This window comes from Streptomyces kronopolitis (assembly GCF_050953795.1).
GTDB classification, from domain to species: domain Bacteria; phylum Actinomycetota; class Actinomycetes; order Streptomycetales; family Streptomycetaceae; genus Streptomyces; species Streptomyces kronopolitis_A.
On sequence record NZ_CP191850.1, the window covers coordinates 7,507,648 to 7,527,428 of the forward strand.

Annotated in this window: 17 protein-coding genes and 2 pseudogenes; 9 read left to right on the forward strand and 10 right to left on the reverse strand. The window is 72.9% G+C overall.

The genetic code is table 11. The features are described 5' to 3' along the window. Positions 1-143 precede the first annotated feature (143 nt). The 3 genes from ACQP17_RS33200 to ACQP17_RS33210 all read right to left on the reverse strand — a co-directional run bounded on the left by ACQP17_RS33200 (position 144) and on the right by ACQP17_RS33210 (position 4,687). On the reverse strand, positions 144-590 hold the full coding sequence (locus ACQP17_RS33200; protein ID WP_433859628.1) for an RrF2 family transcriptional regulator: 447 nt from the start codon (positions 588-590) through the stop codon (positions 144-146). Between the two features lie 132 nt (positions 591-722). Then, entirely contained in the window at positions 723-2,330 is a 1,608-nt protein-coding gene (dacB, locus tag ACQP17_RS33205; RefSeq protein ID WP_433859629.1) for a D-alanyl-D-alanine carboxypeptidase/D-alanyl-D-alanine endopeptidase, read from the reverse strand. 545 nt (positions 2,331-2,875) lie between these two features. Next, on the reverse strand, positions 2,876-4,687 hold the full coding sequence (locus ACQP17_RS33210; RefSeq protein ID WP_433859630.1) for a TIGR03767 family metallophosphoesterase: 1,812 nt from the start codon (positions 4,685-4,687) through the stop codon (positions 2,876-2,878). Between the two features lie 219 nt (positions 4,688-4,906). Here ACQP17_RS33210 and ACQP17_RS33215 point away from each other — a divergent pair. Then, positions 4,907-5,083 (forward strand): annotated as a pseudogene (locus tag ACQP17_RS33215) (VOC family protein); the annotation flags it as partial. Between the two features lie 27 nt (positions 5,084-5,110). Here ACQP17_RS33215 and ACQP17_RS33220 read toward each other — a convergent pair. Further along, entirely contained in the window at positions 5,111-5,821 is a 711-nt protein-coding gene (locus ACQP17_RS33220) for a hypothetical protein (protein ID WP_433859631.1), read from the reverse strand. 224 nt (positions 5,822-6,045) lie between these two features. Continuing rightward, positions 6,046-6,558 carry a MarR family winged helix-turn-helix transcriptional regulator gene (locus ACQP17_RS33225; RefSeq protein ID WP_433859632.1) on the reverse strand — a complete coding sequence of 171 codons (513 nt, stop codon included), beginning with the start codon at positions 6,556-6,558 and terminating at the stop codon, positions 6,046-6,048. Positions 6,559-6,655: 97 nt separating this feature from the next. Here ACQP17_RS33225 and ACQP17_RS33230 point away from each other — a divergent pair, with 97 nt between their 5' ends. The 3 genes from ACQP17_RS33230 to ACQP17_RS33240 all read left to right on the forward strand — a co-directional run bounded on the left by ACQP17_RS33230 (position 6,656) and on the right by ACQP17_RS33240 (position 10,713). Next, positions 6,656-7,069, forward strand: a complete 414-nt coding sequence (locus ACQP17_RS33230; protein ID WP_433859633.1) for a hypothetical protein — start codon at positions 6,656-6,658, stop codon at positions 7,067-7,069. Next, a complete protein-coding gene (locus ACQP17_RS33235) occupies positions 7,066-8,544 on the forward strand; it encodes an FAD-dependent monooxygenase (protein ID WP_433859634.1) in 1,479 nt (492 codons plus the stop codon). The genes ACQP17_RS33230 and ACQP17_RS33235 overlap by 4 nt, the downstream gene beginning before the upstream one ends. Before the next feature lie 279 nt (positions 8,545-8,823). Then, positions 8,824-10,713, forward strand: coding sequence for a cellulase family glycosylhydrolase (locus tag ACQP17_RS33240; RefSeq protein WP_433859635.1), 1,890 nt, complete (start codon positions 8,824-8,826; stop codon positions 10,711-10,713). Positions 10,714-10,735: 22 nt separating this feature from the next. Here ACQP17_RS33240 and ACQP17_RS33245 read toward each other — a convergent pair whose 3' ends face one another. Further along, the gene (locus ACQP17_RS33245) at positions 10,736-11,077 is read right to left on the reverse strand and encodes an aminoglycoside phosphotransferase (RefSeq protein WP_433859636.1); all 342 of its coding nucleotides are present in this window, start codon (positions 11,075-11,077) and stop codon (positions 10,736-10,738) included. After that, positions 11,078-11,554: a hypothetical protein gene (locus ACQP17_RS33250; RefSeq protein ID WP_433859637.1), complete on the reverse strand. Its 477-nt coding sequence runs from the start codon at positions 11,552-11,554 to the stop codon at positions 11,078-11,080. Between the two features lie 62 nt (positions 11,555-11,616). On the opposite strand from ACQP17_RS33250, the gene ACQP17_RS33255 reads away from it, so the two are divergent. Then, positions 11,617-12,549, forward strand: a complete 933-nt coding sequence (locus tag ACQP17_RS33255; RefSeq protein WP_433859638.1) for an aminoglycoside phosphotransferase family protein — start codon at positions 11,617-11,619, stop codon at positions 12,547-12,549. 21 nt (positions 12,550-12,570) lie between these two features. Beyond that, positions 12,571-12,906 carry a PASTA domain-containing protein gene (locus ACQP17_RS33260; RefSeq protein WP_433859639.1) on the forward strand — a complete coding sequence of 112 codons (336 nt, stop codon included), beginning with the start codon at positions 12,571-12,573 and terminating at the stop codon, positions 12,904-12,906. A gap of 39 nt (positions 12,907-12,945) precedes the next feature. Here the strand turns inward: ACQP17_RS33260 and ACQP17_RS33265 are convergent, their stop codons facing one another. Continuing rightward, positions 12,946-13,755: an NAD-glutamate dehydrogenase domain-containing protein gene (locus ACQP17_RS33265; protein WP_433859640.1), complete on the reverse strand. Its 810-nt coding sequence runs from the start codon at positions 13,753-13,755 to the stop codon at positions 12,946-12,948. Between ACQP17_RS33265 and ACQP17_RS33270 the strand changes: the two genes are divergently transcribed. Continuing rightward, entirely contained in the window at positions 13,754-14,629 is an 876-nt protein-coding gene (locus ACQP17_RS33270) for a LysR substrate-binding domain-containing protein (RefSeq protein ID WP_433859641.1), read from the forward strand. The two genes, ACQP17_RS33265 and ACQP17_RS33270, sit on opposite strands and share 2 nt — an antisense overlap. A 40-nt stretch (positions 14,630-14,669) precedes the next feature. On the opposite strand, the pseudogene ACQP17_RS33275 reads toward ACQP17_RS33270, so the two are convergent. Then, positions 14,670-15,644: pseudogene (locus ACQP17_RS33275) on the reverse strand (APC family permease); the annotation flags it as partial. 429 nt (positions 15,645-16,073) lie between these two features. Beyond that, positions 16,074-16,988: a LysR substrate-binding domain-containing protein gene (locus ACQP17_RS33280; protein WP_433859642.1), complete on the reverse strand. Its 915-nt coding sequence runs from the start codon at positions 16,986-16,988 to the stop codon at positions 16,074-16,076. A gap of 177 nt (positions 16,989-17,165) precedes the next feature. Between ACQP17_RS33280 and ACQP17_RS33285 the strand changes: the two genes are divergently transcribed. Further along, on the forward strand, positions 17,166-18,344 hold the full coding sequence (locus ACQP17_RS33285) for an NAD(P)/FAD-dependent oxidoreductase (protein WP_433859643.1): 1,179 nt from the start codon (positions 17,166-17,168) through the stop codon (positions 18,342-18,344). 25 nt (positions 18,345-18,369) lie between these two features. Continuing rightward, positions 18,370-19,761, forward strand: coding sequence for a 2-oxoadipate dioxygenase/decarboxylase (hglS, locus tag ACQP17_RS33290; protein ID WP_433859644.1), 1,392 nt, complete (start codon positions 18,370-18,372; stop codon positions 19,759-19,761). The last annotated feature ends 20 nt before the right edge of the window (positions 19,762-19,781 follow it).

Consider the following 19,781-nt stretch of genomic DNA (forward strand, 5'->3'; position numbering starts at 1 on the left):
TCTCGAGGGGAGGGGAGGAAGGGAGAGGGGGAGGGCGGGGAGGGGTGAAACTTGCATCTGAGATGCGTATTTATGGCCGTGGGGATCGAGGGGGTGGTGTGTGGTACGTGGGGTGTGCGGCGCGGGTGAGGCCGGTGGTGGGCTCAGGTCCCGGGGTGGGGGGTCAGGCTGAGGAGGATCGGGCCGGTCGGGCTCTCGATGAGATCGGCGATCGAGAGCGGATCGAGTGCGGCGTAGAACGCTTCCTGTGCCGCGCGCAGCGCGCCGCGCAGCCGGCAGCCACCGCGCAGTGGGCAGGGCGGGTCGTCCTCGCAGCCCACGACATCGTCGACCCCCTCCAGTTCGCGGACCAGCCGGCCCAGGGAGCCCGTACGGCCCGCGGTCGTGAGGGTCAGTCCGCCGCCGCGGCCGCGCCGGGCCTCGATCGCGCCCAGGCGCTGCAGCTTGCTGACCACCTTGGCGGCGTGGGTGTACGGCACCTCGACGGCGCTCGCCACCTCGCGGGTGGTGGGCGCGTCGTCCTGGTCGCCGAGCACCGCCAGGCGCATGGCGACGCGGAGGGCGATGTCGGTGCTCTTGGTCAGTCGCACGCTCGCACTCTACAGAAGTGGTATCCAAGATGCCAATTAAATCAGGTCGCGCCGACCGGTCCGCGGGGGAGGCTCGCCGCCGGCGCGAGGAGGTCGAGAACTCCTCGAGAACCCCCGGCCCGTCTCCGGGTTTCAGTGCCCGCCGGAGGACTGCTGCTGGAGGTAGGCGGCGATGTCGGCCACGTCGTCGCCGATGGTCAGGACGCCATTGATGTCGGCGTCGGGGGTCGAGGCGCCGTTGACCCCGTCGAAGAACACGTCGAAGTGGCCCTTACGGGTCTCCAGATAGCCGGCCGCGGTTTCGGCCCCCACCGCCAGCCGGTCGTTGAGCGTGTCACCGCCCGCGACGGTGCCCGTCTTGGCGAAGACCTTGCCGCGCGAGGGGCAGTGCCGGCAGGAGTCCGCCAGCAGCCCGTCGACGCCCAGGATCGGCAGCGCGGTGCGGAAGCGTGCCGCCTCGGGGGTGCGCTGCCAGTACGTCAGGATCTGGGCCAGGGCGCGCGGTGTGGTGCGGTCGACCGGGTTCCCGCCCCGGCCGTCGGCGAGCTGTACGGCCTTGCGGTCCACGTGCGCACGGTCCAGGAACGCGGCGAGCACGGGGAACCCGTCCTCGCAGTCGGTGCTCTTCGCGGTCGTCGCCATCAGGCACATCCCGAGGTTCGCCCCGAGATTGTGGCTCACCTTGAGGATCAGCTTGGCGTATTGGGCGTAGGGCGGGGAGGTGTACCGGGCCACCGTGGGCGCGCCCTGGTAGGAGTGCGGCAACCGGGCGGCGGGGTTGGGGCCCACGGCCTTCGCCCGGACCCTGACGCCGGCGCGCTGCAGCGCCTCGATCATGGCCGTCCGGCCGAAGGCGTTCGGGTCCTTGATGTCGGACACCCGCAGGACGGGCGCGGATCCGGCCGCGATGGTGCCGGACAGCCGGATGCGGGTGCCGTCGGGGGAGCTGGTCACGTCGATGCCGGTGGGCCGGCCCGGCGCGACGGTGCGCACGGCGGAGGTGACGTGGAAGGGCGCGACCTTCGGGCGCCAGTCCAGCCCGGCCGGGGTGCCCGCCCGGGCGCCGGGAGTGGTCAGCAGATCGATGACGTTGTCGTTGACGATCAGCGGGGTGGGCGTCGGGTCGAGCACCGGGTCCGGACGGAACAGCCGCGCGTCGATGATCACGTCGCCGTCGACCTGCCGGATGCCCGAGGCACGAACCTGCCGGGCCAGCTGGTCGATACCGGCCAGCGGGTCCTCCGGGGTGAGGGTGGCCCCCGGGACGTCGTCGGCGTAGGTGTGGTCGATGGTGGTGTAGGCGACGGTGCCGTCCTTGCGGGTGCGGCCGCCGAGCGTCAGGTCACCCTGCGCGACCAGGTCCAGATTGCCCTTGAGGGTGCTGCCCCGCCGCTTCCCGACGGCGTGCACCGGAGTGACGAAGCGGTGGTCGCCGCCCAGGGTGTGCCAGGTGCCGCTGACGCTGAACAGCTTGGCCGTCGAACCGGGGACGAAGAACTGGTCGGCGTAGCGGGACTGCGTCACCTCGCCGCTGACCGGGTTCTGCTGGAAGAGGCCCCACTGGGCGTGACGGTAGTCCGGCTTCCGCATGACCGCCGTGATGCGCGGGTCGAGGGGCTGCGGGGCGGTGGACGGCGCCGCCTGGACCAGGCCGGTGAGGACCACGCCGAGGGCCAGCAGCACGCTCACGGTGCCGGCGAGGCGCCGTCGGCTCGCCCGGCGTGTGACGGAGGGGGGCATGCGACTCCACCAAGGGTGTTTTCTGACGATATCTCCGGTGATGTTCCTCCTGAAGGTACTGCGCGCCCCGGTGGGCGGCGCGCAGCGCGTCGGCGGGGTCCCCCGGATGACCCGTCACGGTCGAGGTGCGGGGGTGTGCCGTCGGGCTGAGGACGGGTCAGCCGGGTCGCCGCGGCGTGTGCGGACGACGGGGACCCGGCGCGTGACGCTGCCGGTGGCGGCGCGCCCTCGCGGATCGCGTCGGCGGCGCCGGGCAGGCCGGCCGGCTTCCCGTGCCCCGGCGAGAGCCCCACGCCGAGGCCCGCACCGGACGCCACACCGAAGCCCACGGGGACCGTGCGGCCCCTCGGGCCCGGCCGTGCCGCCCACCGACCACTACGCCGAGAGGGTCGGCTTCCTCGTCGCCGCCGCTCCGCTGTGTCTGAAGGGCGCGCTGACCAGCGGGGCCGTCCGGGCGGACGCCTTCGGCGGCTACCGCGACCACTCGGGTGGCGAGGTGCCGTCCGGCGGCCACCGACCGCACCTCGGCGGGCGGACCCGCCGCGTCACGCCCGGTGGACGAGGAGTTCGGTGTTGCGGTCCGCCGGGCGGCCGGCCATCGCTTCGTGGACGCCGCTGCCCATACCGGCGGCCAGGCCGGGGGCGTTGTAGGACAGTTCGCGGTAGAGGGAGGCGAGGCCGACCGCCGAGAGGTCGTCGAAATCCGTGCGGTGCGGAGCGGCGGACTCGATGAGGGTGGTGAACAGCGACAGCGTGCCGTCGTGGTTGTCGACGAGCTCCAGGATCCGCGCGTGCTGCGGATAGTCCACGTGTGAGGCGGTGTTGACCTCCCAGAAGGAGCGGGCGGCCGTCGGGTGGGCGTGCGGGGTGATGCGATTGACGTGGCTGTGGCCGTTGATCCACGCCACCACGTTGGGGAACCGGCTCAGCAGGGCGATGAGTTCCTCGCCGTCGTGCCGCTTCTCCTCCGAGCGGGCCGCGTCGGGGCGCCGGGTCATGCTCGGGCTGTGGTGATGGCTGAAGATCAGGATGTGCGCGTCATCGGCTCCGGCGTTGCGCACCAGCCGGCCGTCCGCGTCGTAGTGACGGGCGCTGTGGGCGGTCAAGGTCCGCTCCAGCCACTGGAGTTGACCGGTCCCCAGCGATCCTTCGAAGTGGCCGCTGCGGTAGGTGGTGTCGATGCTGATGCCGAGGACCCCTTCCGCGACGGTGAAGGTGTAGTACATCCGGTCGTCGTTGAGGTGGTCCTCGGTGTAGCCGTGCCCGACCGGTCCCGCGCCGGCGAACGCCGGGTTCAGATGCGCCCGCAGAGAGTCGTGCGGGGTGAACATGCGGCGCCGTTCGTCCGCGGTCACGGTCCGGGCCCGGGCGGTGTTGCGCGCGAGGATCTCCTTGAGCACGGTGCTCTTGGGATCGTCACCGGTCTCCAGCACCTTCGCGAACGCGGCCACATCGCTGTCCGGCACGGAGAACAGCTTGCGTGCCCCCGTGACGTACTCCGCCAGCTGCGGGTCCTGCGGGGTCAGACAGCCGCCCGGCAGGTCGTCGTGGTTGCCGGGCGTCGCATACCAGGGAATGCGCAGGCCGGGACTGGTGACGGGGCGCATCGCGGCGTCGAGATAGCCGGGTATCGACGGCAGGCCCCGCTTCTTGTCCTGGTCGCGCAGGCCGTCGGCCGGATGCCAGTACAGCGGGAGTCCGCAGTTCTGCACGCCCTCGTACGCCGCGGGATCACCCGTGTTCGGTGTGATGCGACCACCGCTCATCAGGGTGAGGAACCACTCCAGCTCGACCGTGGAGTGGTTGTCGATGTTGTCGCCCGTGGAGATGACGAAGGCCGGCCGCCGGCCGGTGTGGGGGCCGCCGCCCAGCGCGTTGGCCTGCTCCACCAGCGACACGGCGCCGGCCACCGACAGCGCCTCCTGCGCCCGCCACGACCCCGGCGACCCGGCGCGCAGATACTCGGTGCGCAACGGGCTCTGCACATCGGCCACATGGAGATCGGTGAACTGGACGAAGCAGGCCAGGGCGGTCCGCCGGTCCTGGCGTCCGGTCGTGGCCCCGGCGAGTTCACCGCGGACCACCAGCGGCCATCCGGGCCCGGAGGCCAGGCGGCGGTAGGCGCCGCTGCCGGTGAGGTGTGCGGCGGTCTCCAGCGTCGTGACCCCGTACGGGGCCGGCCGCCGACCACCCGTACGGGCCGGCGTCGTGCGAGTGAGGGGATGCGCGTGCGGGGCCGCGCTGCTGGTGCGCTGACCCGGCAGTGCCCATGTGGCACCGACTCCGGCGACGGCGGCACCGGAGCTGAGAAGGAAGCGACGACGGTTGGTGGGGATGTGGGTTTCGATACCGGCCATCAGGCCCTCCGTGCCGTGGCCGGCAGGGCCTGGCCACAGCGGTGTCACCAAACGGAATGTCTCGTTCCAGAGTTTGGGTGACGTGCGTGACCGCTGGCTGAACGCCCCCGGAACGCGGCGCACCCATTGCCCGTCGGTACGGTCCGCCCCCCGCTTGCGCGACACGGAGTCCCCTGCGCTGCCGGGCATGGCGTGCCACATCCGTGGGGACCGGGAACCGCCCTGCACCTCGACGTCCGCGCCACCGACCGCGACCAGGACGCCGAGCCGGCGCGGCTGCTCGCCCTCGGTGCCCGGCCCGTCGACGTCGGCCGGACCGGTACCGAGAGTCGGTACGTCCTGGCCGACCCGCAAGGCAACGAATTCCGCCTGCTGCGCGCCCGGCTCCGGCCCCTCCGACCGCCCGCGCCGGGCGCCGGGCTTCTAGTCCTCGCGTCGCGCCGGGCGGCGGCTCAGGTTGAGGGCGGTGCGCAGGTCGACGGACGAGTCGAGATGGACGTCGATGCGGGCGTGCAGGAGCGGTCCGCCGGCGGTGAGAATCTTGGTGCCGAGCGCGGCATTGAGCCTGGCGGCGGCGACCGCGGTGACCTTGATGCCCACGTTGATCCGCAGCCTCGCGGTGTCCGTGTCGACGGCGGCTTTCGTGGCGGACCGGGTGAAGGTGCCCACGGTGAGGCCCCGGCCGTGGTTCAGGCCGGCCCGGAGCGCACCCTGGGACAGGTCGGCGACGAAGTCGGAGAGTCGGACGGACTTCCCGGTCTCGGAGTTGAGCAGCGCGAGGCCCGTCTTGGCGAACCGCAGCTCACCGCCCACCTTTCCGCCGCTGTTGCTGACCGCACCGCCCTCGATGTCCAGGCGCACACCCGCATCGGTGGAGCGCTGCCGGCTGATCCTGCCGTCGGCGTCGAGACGTGCGACGGTCACGCCGTGGTCCTTGAAGGCGGCGAGGAGCGCGGGCGGAGCGTCGAAGCGGGCGGTGCCGCCCTCGACGGGGACCTCGGTGTTTCCGGCGCGGCGGCCGGCGGCGGCTGCCGCGCCGGCGACCGCGGAGGGGTCCGCCGGAGCGGGTGCGGCGGCGAGAAGAGCGCTGGTGACCGCCAGGACGGCGGCCGTGGCAAGGAGGCGAGCGCGCATGCGGGTCCCTTTCTCCGGTGCCGCCGCGCACCCGTGGCGCACGGCGAGTGAGGAAAGGTCACTGTACGTGCTGATCGCGGCGTCTCCTGGTTGCGCGGAACCCGGGGGTGGCGGGCGGCGGAGTCGAGGTGGCCGGTGGCCTTGCGTGTCTTGCCACCCGGTCACGTCCTGCGCGGCGACCGTACGGCCGGGCGGGTGTCACCGGACGGGTGCGACCACCCTGATCAGCTGTGATGTCCTTCCAGGCTGATCAGTAGCGTACGCAGCGCATCGTTGAGCCGGCGCTGCTGCTCGTCCGGAAAGGCGGCCAACAGACGGCGCTCGGCCTCGGTCTTGGTGGCGAAGACCCGGTCGGCGCGTGCGCGGCCGGGCTCGGTGAGGGTCACCAGGATGCTGCGGCGGTCGTCCGGGGCGATCTCCCTGCTGACCCACCCCTTGGCCTCCAGGCGCGAGACACGGTTGGTGACCGCTCCGGTGGTGAGCTGCATCTGCGCCATCAGGTCCTTGGCGCTGACGCGGTGGTGCGGTACCGCCCTGTACAGGCAGGCCAGCAGCTCCAGTTCCCACAACTCGATGCCGTGGCCCGCGAGTTCACGCTTGAGCTCGATCTCCATGTGGTGCGCCACCCGCCGCAGCCGGTACACCAGCGCCTTGGATTCCAGGTCGGCGAGGTCGTGTGCGCGGGCGATGACATCGATCATGCCGTCGATGCGGTCGCGGGGGGAACTTTCGGTCACCCGCCGGATCCTAGCAGCGCTTTGACAGGTAGGCGAACGTTCATTAGCTTAACGTTAAGAGATTAGCTCCCGTGTCCGAACAATGGAGGGGACCCCTATGACGCGCACGAGGCGTGAGAACGCCGGCCGAGTCGTCACCCTGACCGGAATGGCGGCGGCCCTGCCCTCGGTATGGCAGACCGTCACCCACCTCACGGACGACAGCTACCGGACGCCCGAGGTGCGGGACGGCGCGGGTCATGTGCAGTACCACATGGCCCGCGAGGCCCTGATCACCGCGGGCAGCCTGGCGGTCGTCGGGATCGGCGTGCTGGCCGGGCCGCGGCGCGGCAGGCAGCTGTGGGGAGCGATGGCCGCCGCCGGGGCCGGCTTCGTGGCGGCGATGTGGTCCGGCGGACCCACGACGGGCGTCTGGGCGCCCCACTCCAAGGCGCTCGCGGTGCACCTCGCCTCCACCACCGGTCTCGCCGCGGGGATCTGGCTGCTGCGCCCCGAGCGGGAGTGCCGATGAGCACCGAGGTGATCGTCGCGGGTGGCGGACCGGTCGGGCTGCTGACCGCCGCGCTCCTGGACGCGGCGGGGGTGAGCGTGGAGGTGCTGGAGAGCAAGTCCGGCCAGAGCGAGTATTCCAAGGCGTCCGCGATGCATCCGCGGACCCTGGAAGTCCTCACCCTCCTGCGGACCGACGGCGGCCGGCGGCTCTCCGATGTCCTGGTCCCGCTCGGGCGCACCCAACGGGCCACCCACTTCGCCGCCCTGCCCGCCCTGCTCGACTACTCCGGGCTCGACACGCCCTATCCGTTCCTGTTGGTGATCCCGCAGGCGACGACGGAGCGGGTGCTGGCGGAGCACCTGCGACGGCGCGGCGTGCCGGTCCGCCACGGTCACGAGGTCACCGGCTTCACCCAGGACGAGCACGGCGTGCGGGTGAGTGTCAACGGCGGTGTGCGCGAGGCCCGTTACCTGGTCGGCGCGGACGGGGCGCGCAGTCTCGTACGGCGGGAGGCGGGCATCGACTTCCCCGGCACCCCGCCCACGACGGTGGGATTCGTCGCCGATGTCACCCTGGCCGATCCGCCGGACCGGGTGCGGCACTTCTGGGACCACCGGGTGGGCCAGGCCAGCATCATCCCGTTCCCGGACGGCTGGTGCCGGGTGTTCGGCACGCTGGCCGAGGACACCGGACTCACCCCCGAACAGGTGCGTACGCGTCAGTCGCAGCCGCTGACCGTGGACGAGGTGCGTGCCGCCCTGGGGCGTGTGGCCGGCACCGATCACGGGCTGCGCGAGGCGCGGTGGCTGTCCAGGGCCGGTGACACGACGCGCCAGGCCGCCCGGTACCGGCGGAACCGGGTCTTCCTGGCCGGCGACGCGGCACATGTCCACTTCCCCGCGGGCGGCCAGGGCATGAACATCGGCATGCAGGACGCGGCGAACCTGGCGTGGAAGCTTGCCGCCGAGATCCAGGGCCGGGCGCCGTCCCTGATCGTCGACGGACCGGCCTCCTACGAGCGTGAGCGGGCCCCCGTCGCCGCCCGCTTGGCCGCCAACACCCTCGCGCAGGGTGCCCTGTTCACCACCTTCACTCCGGCGGGGGCGGCGCTGCGGGACCTGATGAGCGAGCTGATCGCCAAGAGGGGGGAGACCGCCGACGACCTCGCCGCCTGGCTGTCCGGGCTGGGCCACGCCTATCCGCCCGCCGCCACCGGCCACCCCTGGGAAGGCCGCCGCGCACCGGACTTCGCGCTGGCGGACGGCTCCGTGCACCGCCGGCTGGCCGTCGACCGGTTCCTGCTCGCCGACTTCACCCCCGACGCCGCCTACGGACAGCTGCGCCCGCACGGCGTTGAGGTCGTCCGGGCCCGGCCGTGGTCGGGCCTGTCCGCCGCGCTGATCCGGCCGGACGGCCATATCGCCCGCGCCTGGACCGCTCCCGACGTGACGGGGGTGAGCGCGGAGCTGGAAGCCTGGACCACCCGCGCGTGAGGGCCGCGGACCTCGCGGCCGGTGGCGCGGCAGCGCATTCGCATCAACTCTGCGCGCAACGGCCGCAATTCAGCTGACTCCCGGAAGAAGCGAGGGGGAATCAGCCACACGGTATGGCTCCCCTTTCCCCTCCCCGCTACCTTGGCCCTGCCTTCGGCGATCTCCTGGCCGGGGCAGCCCGCCGGACGGCCCCGACGGGTACCCCCGGCGAAACGGGCAGCTGACATGAAGTCTCCGGTACGTGCGGCGTGCGGCGCCCTCGCGGTATGCCTCGTTTTCATGGGCATCACCGCCTCCGGCGCGGGGGCGGCAGCTGTCGCGCCCGCTGCCGTACCGGCCGCCGCCACGCCCGGCACCTCCACCGGATCGTGGACCGCACCGCTGTCCACCCGGGGCCGCTACATCGTCGACGCCGACGGCACCCGCTTCCGGCTGAAAGCGGGCAACTGGGACGGCGCACAGGGCTCCTGGAGCGGCTCGGGCGACAGTGACGAGGCGTCCAGCCACCACAGCGGCCAGAATTCCCACGGCATCCCGCTCGGCCTGGACCGCGTCGCCCTCCCCGCACTGCTGGCGGACTTCCACCGGCTGGGCCTCAACAGCATCCGCCTGCCGTTCTCGAACGAGATGATCCGCGGGACGGCCCCGGTTCCCGATGCCGCGGTCGCCGCGAACCCGCGACTGCGCGGCAAAACACCCCTGCAGATCTTCGACGCGGTGATCGCGGCCCTGACCGCGGACGGATTCGCCGTCATCCTCAACAACCACACCTACACCACCCGGTGGTGCTGCGGCCTCGACGGCAACGAGCGCTGGAACAGCCACCAGAGCACCCGGCAGTGGGCCGACGACTGGGTCTTCATGGCCCGCCGCTACCGCGACAACGCCCGGGTCGTGGGGGCGGATCTCTACAACGAGGTGCGCCGCGACGTCTGGAACGACCCCAACTGGGGACTGGGCGACGACCACGACTGGCAGGCCGCGGCCCAGGAGGCGGCGGACCGGATCCAGACCGAGGCCAACCCCCGCCTCCTCCTCGTCATCGAGGGCATCAACTGGACCGGACTGCCCGTGGACGGCCTGCCGCACGGCCGTCCCACCCTCACCCCCGCCCGTACCCTCTCGCACACCCTCCTGGTCTCCGGCAAACTCGTCTACTCGGCCCACTTCTACGGCTACACGGGCCCGCACCACAGCGGCGCCACGGGACTGGGGGAGACCAGCGACCCGCGCTATCAGGACCTCTCCCGCGAGCAGCTGCGCACCGTGCTGCACGATCAGGCGTTCTTCGTCTCCCAGGAGACCGGACAGCACTTCACCGCACCCCTGTGGATCAGCGAATTCGGGGTCGGCGCCGATGAGCAGGGCGCGGCGGCCCGCACCTGGTTCGGGAATCTGACCGACTACCTCTCCGACACCGACACCGACTTCGCCTCCTGGCCGCTCGTCGGCTGGAGCACCGACGGCCAGGGCCGGCCGGGCGGCGACAGCTGGGCCCTGCTGCGATACGACAACACCGGGAAGCGCACCGGGATCCTGGACGGCGGCGACTGGCGCGCCGCCGCGTGGAACCGGCTGACGACGGCCCCGCAGAAGACGGGCCCGGTGCCCCGCACCCCGGCCTGGCACATGCTCACCCTCGACCACCGGGACTTCGTCCAGTCCCTGAGCGCCCGGGCCCTGGGCGACTGGGACAACGGCGCCCGCAAGGCGGCCTGCCCCGACGGCGAACGGCTGATCGGCATCAGCCACACCCAGGGCCGTGGCCTGTGCACCGACGCGCCCACGGCCCGCGACCTGCGGCGGCCCGACGGCGTTCCCCAGGTCGTCCGCGACGAGCGTTACGTCCCGGCGGGCGGCGACTGGGCTCCCGGCTACAGCAAACTCCAGTGCCCCGACGGCCACTTCCTCACCGGCTACAGCCTGCGCGGCGAGCGGGTCTCCGCCGCCCTGTGCATGCCCGCCCGGGGACCGCTCGGCACCGGCGGCAACACCGTCCGGTTCGACCGCGGCGACCACCGCCCGTCCGGCGACCCCGGCGGCGAATTCGCCTACGGCCGCTTCAAGGGCCAGTGCGCCTCCGACACCTACGCGGCCGGCATCGCCTACACCAACCGCCTCGGCCACCAGGGCACCCCCGACGCCCTGCTGTGCCGTCCGCTCTCCTGACGAGGCACCCGACGAGGACGCCTCACCCGAGGAGATCCCGCAGCCGCCGGGCCTGGCGCTCCACCGCGCCGAGGGGGTTTCGCCGGTTGCCGCTGCTCTCGTCGCACAGCAACAGGAACAGCCAGACGAGGACGAGCAGCCGGCGATACTCCCGCAACCGCCCCTGCTCCGCCCGGGTGAGCGCGAAGTGGCCGAGGAACGAGGAGACATCGAGCGGGTGCTCCGCCCAGCTCGCCACGTGCTCGGTGATCTCGGCCAGCTCGAAGGCCCGGTCGCTGCGGCCCGAGTCCTCGAAGTCGACGATCCGGACGGTGCGGCCGTCCCACAGGAAGTTCGCGAGATTGCCGTCTCCGGCACCGAACACCTACGAACCCGCCGGCGGGCCGGGCACATCGAGGTGCGCCGACGCCGGCCAGGCGAGCCCGGCGTCCATGGCCTGCGCCACCGGCCCGCCGAGCCCCGGTCGCGTGCGGGGTGTCCAACGGTGGATCCTGGCGACGAGTTCCCCGGCGAGGTCCGGCCGGGGCGGGACCCGCTCCAGCAACCCGGGCGGCACCGCGGTGTACAGCCGGTGCAGTGCTGCGGCCAGCGCGCCGACCTGTGCGTCCGACCGGGCCCGCCCCCGCATCGGTACGCCGGCCAGCCGCGACATCACCACCACGGGCTCGCCGGCGGCCGGGTCGCACTCCCACGGCTCGGCCGCCAGCCCGGGAGCGTGCACGGCCAGCAGGGTCAGCGCCCGCCACTCGCGCGCAGCACCCGCCCGATCCGTCCCCCGGAACCGCTTGATGACCCGGTCGGGCAACAACTCGACCGTATGCGTGCAGTGTTCGGGCGTCATGACGGCGATCCTGACAGACGGTGCCTGCCCCGCGTGTCCACGGCGGGCTCTAGGCTCGCGGTATGACATCCGACAGGCGCGCGACCGCACACGGAGCGGGCGCCCGCGCGCTGCACGCCGACGAGGCGCAGATCGACCTGCCCCTGGTGCGCCGGCTTCTCGGTGCGCGGTTTCCGCAGTGGGCGGACCGTCCGCTGACGGCGGTGGAGTCCGTCGGCACCTCGAACGCCATGTACCGGCTGGGCACGGACTTGGTCGTCCGGCTGCCGCGCATCGCCGGTGCGGCCCGCGATGTGGAGAAGGAACACCACTGGCTGCCGCGGCTCGCCCCCACCCTCCCGGTGGCCGTCCCGACCCCCCTGGCGAAGGGGAGCCCCGCCGAGGGCTATCCGTGGCCCTGGTCCGTCTACCGCTGGCTCGACGGCGGCACTCCGGCCCCCGGCAGCCGCGCCGCACCCGGCCGGCTCGCGGCGGACCTCGCGGAGTTCGTCGCCGCGCTGCGGCGCATCGCCCCCATGGACGGACCGCCCGCCTACCGCAGCGAGCCCCTCTCTGCGCGGGACGACGCCACGCGGGCGGCGCTGGCCGCACTCGACGCCGTGGTGGACACCCAATCCGCGACCGCCGTGTGGGAGGCGGCCCTGCGGGCGCCGTCCTGGCCGGGTCCGGCCGTCTGGATCCATGCCGATCTGCAACCGGGGAATGTGCTGCTCGCCCGTGGACGGCTCAGCGCCGTCATCGACTTCGGTTGCGTCGGGCTGGGCGATCCCGCCGTCGACGTGATCGCGGCGTGGTATCTGCTGCCCGCCCACGCACGCGGCACCTTCCGTACGGCGCTGGGGGTGGACGAGGCGACCTGGGCGCGGGGCCGCGGCTGGGCGCTGTCCATCGCGCTCATGGAACTCAGCTACTACCGGGAAACCCATCCGGCCATGGCGGACATCGCCCGGACGGTGATCCGGGAGGTCCTGCTCGGCCACCCGGGTGGCGGCTGATGTGCCGTCACACGTCGTACGGTGACCCCCGCCGGTGACGGTCGTTCCCAGGTCGTGAAGCGCATCGTCACCGCCTCGGTCCTCGCCCTGATCGCCCTCGTCCCTTCCGGCCCGGCCCGTGCCGACGACGGCCCGGCCTTGATGCCGCAGGTCGCGGGCCGGGACCTGGTCTCCGCCTACCAGGCCCTCCACTACGACCCCTCGCTCCGGCTCACGGACGGACGCGGCGCGGGGCGCCATGTCCTGTGGCCGGCGAGCTGGAAGGTCTGCGCGCAGAGCCCGCAGGCCGGGACCCCGCTGAAGGACCGGAAGGTCACGCTCGTCGTCGTCAAGAACCGCGAGTCCTGCCGGACGTGATCCACCACCGCGGCCGCACCAGGCACCCCCGCAGCCCGGTCAGCCGCGCGGGATGCGTCCCTTGCTCTCCATGGCGGCGCGCACCCGTGCCTCGGCCAGCCGGCGGCCGGCGGTGTGCGGCGTGACCTCTCGCTCCCGGGCCTCGTCCAGGACGGTCACCGTATTGGCGCGCAGCTTCGCCGAGACCGTCTCGAAGATGCCGGCGGTCTCCGGGCGGAATCCGGAGTAGCGGGCGTCCATGGCGAAGGCGGCCGCGACCACGCCGCCGGCGTTCGCCACGAAGTCGGGGACCACCGTGATCCCGCGCTCCGCCAGTACGGTCCGGGCCTGCGCGGAGGTCGGCAGATTGGCGCCCTCCACCACGAGCTTCGCCTTGATCTCATGGGCCGTGCGGTGGGTGATCACGTCCTGCAGCGCGGCCGGCACCACGAGGTCGCAGTCCACGGTGAGTTCGCCGCCCGCGGCGAGTGCGCTGCCGCTCGGCCGGTGGGTGACGAAGTGGTCCCCGTGTTCCGCCCGCGCGCTCAGCAGCGCGTCGATGTCCAGGCCGCCGGGGTCGTGCAGCGCGCCGTGGGCGGTGGACACCGCCACGACGGTGGCGCCGAGTTCGACGAAGCGGCGGGCGGCGGCGCTGCCCACCGCCCCGAAGCCCTGAAGGGCGACCCGGGCCCCGGCCAGGGGCAGCCCCTGGTGCCGTGCCGCGGCGTCGGCCGCCTCGGCGACTCCGTAGCCGGTGACCCCGAGCCGGTCATAGGCCACCCCGCCGAGATGCCCGGGGGTGCCGACGGCGGCTCCACGGTCGCCCAACTCGTCCTGGATGAGGGCGGCGTCGTCCTCCGTCAGGCCCATGTCGAGCCCCATCATCGCCCTCGCGGCCCGCGACCTCGGGTACACCGCCTCCGCCATCTCGCAGCAGATCTCCGCCCTGGAGAAGGACACCGGTCTGTCACTGTTCGAGCGGGAGGCGCACGGGATCCGCCCCACCGCCGCGGCCCACCGTCTGGTCGACCTCAGCACCCACGTGCTGGCCGCCATGGACGAACTGGACCACCAGGTCCACGAGCTGGCCACCGGCGCCACCGGCCGGCTGCGGCTGGGCAGCTTCCCCACGGCCGACGTCCGGCTCGTGCCCCCGGCCCTCTCCGCGCTCGTCGCCACCCATCCACGGGCGCAGATCCAGCTGGAGGAGGGCGAACCCGAGGAGCTGATCACCGCCCTGGGCCACGGCGATCTGGACGTGGCGCTGGTGCACGAGTACGGGCTCAGCCCCCGGCAGTGGCCGGACGGCCTGACCTGCCATCAGCTGCTGCGCGAGGACCTGGTCCTGCTCCGGGCCCGCGGCAGCGGGCTGAGCGCCCGGCTGCCGCGGCTGTCCACGGCCCGCTGGATCACCAGCCGCGAGAGCACCGCCGGGGCCAGGTCCTTCGTCCGGCTGTGCGCGGCCGCCGGTTTCGAGGCCGCCGTCGCCTTCCGCAGCAACAACTACGACGTGGTGCGGGAGCTGGTGTCCGCCGGCCTCGGGGTGGCCGTGGTCCCGGCGCTCGGGCACGTCCCGGACGACGGCATCGAGGCCACCCGGCTCACCCAGCCCGCCGCCCACCGCGCGGTGCTGGCCCTGCACCGCGCCGAGAACAGCAATCCGCTGCTCACGACCATGATCGAGGCCCTGCGGCGCGCGGTCCCCACCGGGGAGCCGTACCTCCACCCGGCACCGGCCGGCTGACCGGCCCGGCGCCCCGGCGGGCGAGGCGCGGGCACGGCCGTCAGCCGGTGGCCACGGGCGGGGAGTCGCCGGAGCCGGGCACGTCGTCGGAGCCGGGCATCTCGTTCAGGGCGTCGAGGTCCACCGATCCGCCCGGCATGACCCGGCGGGTGCGGCGATAGCCGTACGTGGCGTAGAGGACCAGCCCCACCACCAGCCAGCCGCCGAGCCGCACCCAGGTCTCCCACTGGAGGAACGACATCAGCCACACCGAGAACGCCATGCCCAGGACGGGCACCACCGGTATGCCCGGACAGCGGAAACCACGCTTCAGACCGGGCTTGCGGTAGCGCAGCACCAGCACCGAGGCGGACACCACCACGAACGCCAACAGCACGCCGATATTGGTGAGTTCGGCCACCGCGTTGATGGGCAGCAGCCCCGCCGGCGCGGCGGCGACCCCGCCGATCAGCCAGGTGGCGCGGTGCGGGACCTTGCGCTCGGGGTGGACGGCACCGAACCAGGCCGGCATCAGGCCGTCCCGGCTCAGCGCGTACCACAGGCGGGCGGCGGCCATCATGAAGGAGAACGTCACGGTGACGATGCCGATGACCGCGCCGACGGCGATCACATTGGCCAGCCCGCTCAGCCCCACGCTCCGGAAGGCACTGGAGATCCCGTTCTCCGGGTCGATCTCGGTGTAGTGCTGCATTCCGGTGAGCACGATGCAGACCAGCACATAGAGCACCATGGAGACCGCCAGCGACAGCATCATCGGCCTCGGCAGCTTGCGGCGGGCCTCCAGCGACTCCTCCGCGGCGGTGCTCAGCGCGTCGTAGCCGAACACGGCGAAGAAGACCGTGGCCGCCCCGGTGAACGCCCTGCCGAGCCCGAACGGTGCGAAGGGGTGCAGATTGCCGGTGTCGACCTTGGTGAATCCCACCACGATCACCAGCAGCACGATGGCGATCTTGACGACGGTCAGCGCCGTCTCCACCCGTGCCGAGGTGCGGGTGTCGCGGGTCAGCAGCCAGGCTGAAGATGCCGGCCCCGATGATGGCGCCGATGCCGATCATCGTGAGCTGGGTGAGGCCCAGGGTGCGCACCATGCGTTGCCCGCCGGTCCGTTCATGGGGCAGCGTGCGCCGGAAGATTCCCTGTGGGCCTCTGCCCAGCAGGGCGGGAAGCGGAGGTTTCGGGGTGTGATGGGGGGACGGCGTTCGCTCCCTGTCGGCCAACGGCAACACGACGGGCTGCCGTCGTGGCGTGGGTCACCACTGGCCTGAAACCCTCACTCACGATCCGCCCCGGCAAAAGGGACCGCAGCGCGACAACTTCCGGGGCTGAGACCAAGGCGGGCTGGCGAACCCGCCCCGCAGGGCGAGGGGACGACCCCCTTGCACGGCGAAGGCGCCGACCGGAGAGCGACGTCAACCCGCCCTGGAACAAAGGCTGTCGGGGGAGGCTACCCTTCGGCGTCGCGGCGGCTTCCGGACACCGCACGCAGCACCTCCACCAGTGCCGCCACCGTCGGCCGGTGCTCGGCGGAGGACCGGAACAGCACGACGATGTGCCGCTCGATCCGCTCCCGCAGACGCACCACATCGAGTCGGGACGCCCGCAGGCCCAGCATCAGACCGGTCACCGTGCTCACCCCGATCCCCGCCTCGACGAGCGCCAGGGTGGCCGCGGTGTCCGTCACCTCGTGCCGCACCCGGGGCTCGACGCCGGCGCGCCGGCAGGCGGTGCGCACCGCACGGCCGTAGTAGCTGTCGGGCGACGGCAGGATCCAGCCCAGCTCCTGGGTGTCCGCCAGGGCGATCACCTCGCGGCCGGCCAGCGATCCGGCCGGCGCCGCCAGCGAGAACCGCTCGCGGTAGAGCTGCCGCACCCGCACGGCCGGCTCGCGCGGAATGGGCACGTCCGGGTAGTCCAGGCCGAGCGCCAGATCCACCGCACCGGAAGCCACGGCGTCCTGCACCTCGTCCACGTTCATGTCGCGGCTGTGCACCGTCAGCCCGGGATGCACCCGCCGCACCTCCTGGAGGGCCGGCGGCAGGATCTCGGCGGCCGCCGTGGCGAACAGTCCTACCTGCAGCACCCCGGAGACCTCCCGCCGTGTGCGCTCCAGCGCCTCGACGGCCTCCGCCTCCGTCGACAGGATCCGCTCGGCGTGACACGCCAGCGTCCGCCCGGCGTCGGTCAGCTCCACCCGCCGCCCGACCCGCCGCAACAGTTCCATCCCGGCGGCCTTCTCCAGCGCGGCGATCTGCTGGGACACTCCGCCGGGCGTGTATCCAAGGGCCTGGGCCGCCGCGGTGATCGTGCCGCGCCGGGTCAGCTCCACCAGGGACCGCAGCTGGGCACTCGTCCAATCCATATAGAGACCCTAATAGATCAGACGCACTAACTGTTCGTAGACGTCAACGGTTGAATTGCTGCACGATGGCCGGCAGCTAGCTGATCAGCGCTTCTTGCCAGCACCGACAGCCGAGCCGCGCGCCGACCTCCGCCCGGCGCGGGGCCCCGGCCTCCGGAAGGGATCGGCCTCTTGTCCATGTCGTCCAGGTCCTCCATCTCCCGCACCGTGCCGGCCACCGCCGATGTCGTGATCATCGGCGGCGGCGTGATGGGCACCAGCATCGCCTTCCACCTCGCCGAGGCCGGGGTGCGGCGCATCGTCGTCATCGAACGCGACGAGCTGGGCAGCGGCAGCTCGGGCAAGCCGATCGGCGGCGTCCGGGCCCAGTTCTCCGACCCCCTCAACATCGCCCTGGGCAGCAGGAGTCTGCGCGCCTGGCGGGACTTCGGGCAGCGGCCCGGCGCCGACGTCGGACTGGCCGAGGTCGGCTACCTCTTCCTGCTCACCGGCGCCGAGCAGGCCGCGGACTTCGAGACCAGCGTCCGCATCCAGAACGAGCTGGGCGTCCCCAGCCGCCTCATCGACCCCCACGAGGCACAGCGGCTCTGCCCCTACGTCAGCACCGACGGACTGGTGGCCGCCGCCTACTCCCCGGCCGACGGCCACGCCCGGCCCCGGCCGGCCGTCCAGGGGTACGCCCGTGCCGCCGCCGGCGCCGGGGTCGTCTTCGCCACCCGCACCGCCGTCACCGGCCTCGACACCAGCGGCGACCGGGTCACCGCCGTCCACACCGACCACGGCCGGATCTCCTGCGCCACGGTCATCTGCGCCGCCGGCGCCTGGTCCGCGGCGATCGGCGACATGGCCGGCGTCCCCCTGCCGGTGCGCCCGGTCCGCCGCCAGCTCGCCTTCACCGCCCCCCTCACCCCGCCCGCCCCCCGCATCCCCTTCACCATCGACTTCGCCTCGACCGCGTATTTCCACAACAGCGACGACGGGCTGCTGTTCGGCCTCGCCGACCCCGGCCAGACCGAGGGCTTCGACACCACCTGGACTCCGGACTGGCTCACCCTGTTCCGTGCCGCCGTACGGCACCGGGCCCCCGCCCTCGCGGACCTGGAGACCACCGGCGGCTGGGCCGGGCTCTACGAGGTCACCCCCGACCGCAACGCGCTGATCGGACGCTCCGGCACGCTGCCCAACTTCCTCTACGCCACCGGGTTCTCCGGCCACGGGTTCCTCCAGGCCCCCGCGGTCGGCGAGATCATGCGCGACCTCCACCTGGAGCGTGCACCGTTCCTCGATGTGACGCCGTTCAGCGCCGACCGCTTCACGACCGGCGCCCCGATCCGCCCCGAAAACCACGTGGTGTGAACCCCGACGGAAGGACGACCTCCCGATGATCAGCCAGTGGCAACTGCGCGCCGCCTTCGCCCGGCGGCTCTCGGACATGTACGGGCGCGAAGTCCCTGCCTACACCACGCTCGTGGACGTCTCCCGCGAGGTCAACGAGGACGTGCTGCGGGCTCGGGGAGCCGACGCCGAGCGCCTGGGGTCCATCGGCCGGGTCACCGCGGAACGCCACGGCGCCATCCGCGTCGGCACCCCCGCCGAACTCCAGCAGGTCGCCCGGATCTTCGGCGCCCTGGGCATGCACCCGGTCGGCTTCTACGACCTGCGGGAAGCCGCCGCCAGCGCGGTCCCCGTCGTCTCGACCGCCTTCCGCCCCGTCGACGGCGAGGAACTCGCCCGCAACCCCTTCCGCGTGTTCACCTCCCTGCTCACGCCCGCCGACCCCCGGTTCTTCGACGGTGACCTGCGCGCCCGCCTGGAGAACTTCCTCGCCGGGCGCCGGCTCTTCCCTCCGGAGCTGCTGGCCCTCGCCGACCGCGCGGAGGCCGCCGGGGAACTGCCCGAGGCGGACGCCGAACGCTTCCTCCAACTGGCCGTGCAGGCCTTCGAGTTGTCGCCGGAGCCGGTGGACCGGGCGTGGTACGAGACCCTGGAGCGAGTCTCCGCCGTCGCCGCGGACATCGGGGGCGTGCGCAGCACCCACATCAACCACCTCACCCCCCGCGTTCTGGACATCGACGAGCTGTACCGGCGGATGACCGCACGCGGCATCGAGATGATCGACACCATCCAGGGCCCGCCGCACGGGCAGGGCCCCGACGTCCTGCTGCGCCAGACCTCCTTCCGTGCCCTCGCCGAGCCCCGCGCCCTGCGCACCCCGGACGGTTCGGTGGTCAGCGGTGCCCTGCGGGTGCGCTTCGGCGAGGTCGAGGCCCGCGGCATCGCGCTCAGCCGGCGGGGCCGGGCCCGCTATGACGCGCTGCTCGCCCGTGTCGACGAGGAGGCGGCCCGCCGCCCCGGGGACGACCGGGCCGAGATCGCCCGCACCCTGTGGGCCGGGGAACTCCCCGACACCGAACAGGAACTGGCCGCGCAGGGCCTGGCGCACTTCACCTACCACGCCGCGTCCGGCCGGCCCCACGACGGATCCCGGCCGCCGGCCGCCCTCCGAGACCTGGTGGCCCAGGGCTGGGTACGTGCCGAACCCGTCGTCTACGAGGACTTCCTGCCCCGCTCCGCGGCCGGCATCTTCCAGTCCAACCTCAGCGACGAAGGCTCCAGGAACAACGACCGGCAGGGCGCCGCCTACGACAGCGACTGGCTCTCCGGAGTCCTGGGACGCGAGGTCCTGGACCCCTTCGACCTCTACGAGGAACAGCAGAACCACTCCCTCGCCCAGGTCGCCCGCGACCTCGGACTGGAGCGGACACCCCGCTGAACCGCCCGCCCGCCACCCGC

Excerpts from the sequence above, each read along its gene's own strand:
- dacB (WP_433859629.1), bottom strand. The coding sequence starts at position 2,330 with ATGCCCCCCTCCGTCACACGCCGGGCGAGCCGACGGCGCCTCGCCGGC.
- ACQP17_RS33210 (WP_433859630.1), bottom strand. The coding sequence starts at position 4,687 with ATGGCCGGTATCGAAACCCACATCCCCACCAACCGTCGTCGCTTCCTT.
- ACQP17_RS33220 (WP_433859631.1), bottom strand. The coding sequence starts at position 5,821 with ATGCGCGCTCGCCTCCTTGCCACGGCCGCCGTCCTGGCGGTCACCAGC.
- ACQP17_RS33230 (WP_433859633.1), top strand. The coding sequence starts at position 6,656 with ATGACGCGCACGAGGCGTGAGAACGCCGGCCGAGTCGTCACCCTGACC.
- ACQP17_RS33235 (WP_433859634.1), top strand. The coding sequence starts at position 7,066 with ATGAGCACCGAGGTGATCGTCGCGGGTGGCGGACCGGTCGGGCTGCTG.
- ACQP17_RS33240 (WP_433859635.1), top strand. The coding sequence starts at position 8,824 with ATGGGCATCACCGCCTCCGGCGCGGGGGCGGCAGCTGTCGCGCCCGCT.
- ACQP17_RS33250 (WP_433859637.1), bottom strand. The coding sequence starts at position 11,554 with ATGACGCCCGAACACTGCACGCATACGGTCGAGTTGTTGCCCGACCGG.
- ACQP17_RS33255 (WP_433859638.1), top strand. The coding sequence starts at position 11,617 with ATGACATCCGACAGGCGCGCGACCGCACACGGAGCGGGCGCCCGCGCG.
- ACQP17_RS33270 (WP_433859641.1), top strand. The coding sequence starts at position 13,754 with ATGTCGAGCCCCATCATCGCCCTCGCGGCCCGCGACCTCGGGTACACC.
- ACQP17_RS33265 (WP_433859640.1), bottom strand. The coding sequence starts at position 13,755 with ATGGGCCTGACGGAGGACGACGCCGCCCTCATCCAGGACGAGTTGGGC.
- ACQP17_RS33280 (WP_433859642.1), bottom strand. The coding sequence starts at position 16,988 with ATGGATTGGACGAGTGCCCAGCTGCGGTCCCTGGTGGAGCTGACCCGG.
- ACQP17_RS33285 (WP_433859643.1), top strand. The coding sequence starts at position 17,166 with ATGTCGTCCAGGTCCTCCATCTCCCGCACCGTGCCGGCCACCGCCGAT.
- hglS (WP_433859644.1), top strand. The coding sequence starts at position 18,370 with ATGATCAGCCAGTGGCAACTGCGCGCCGCCTTCGCCCGGCGGCTCTCG.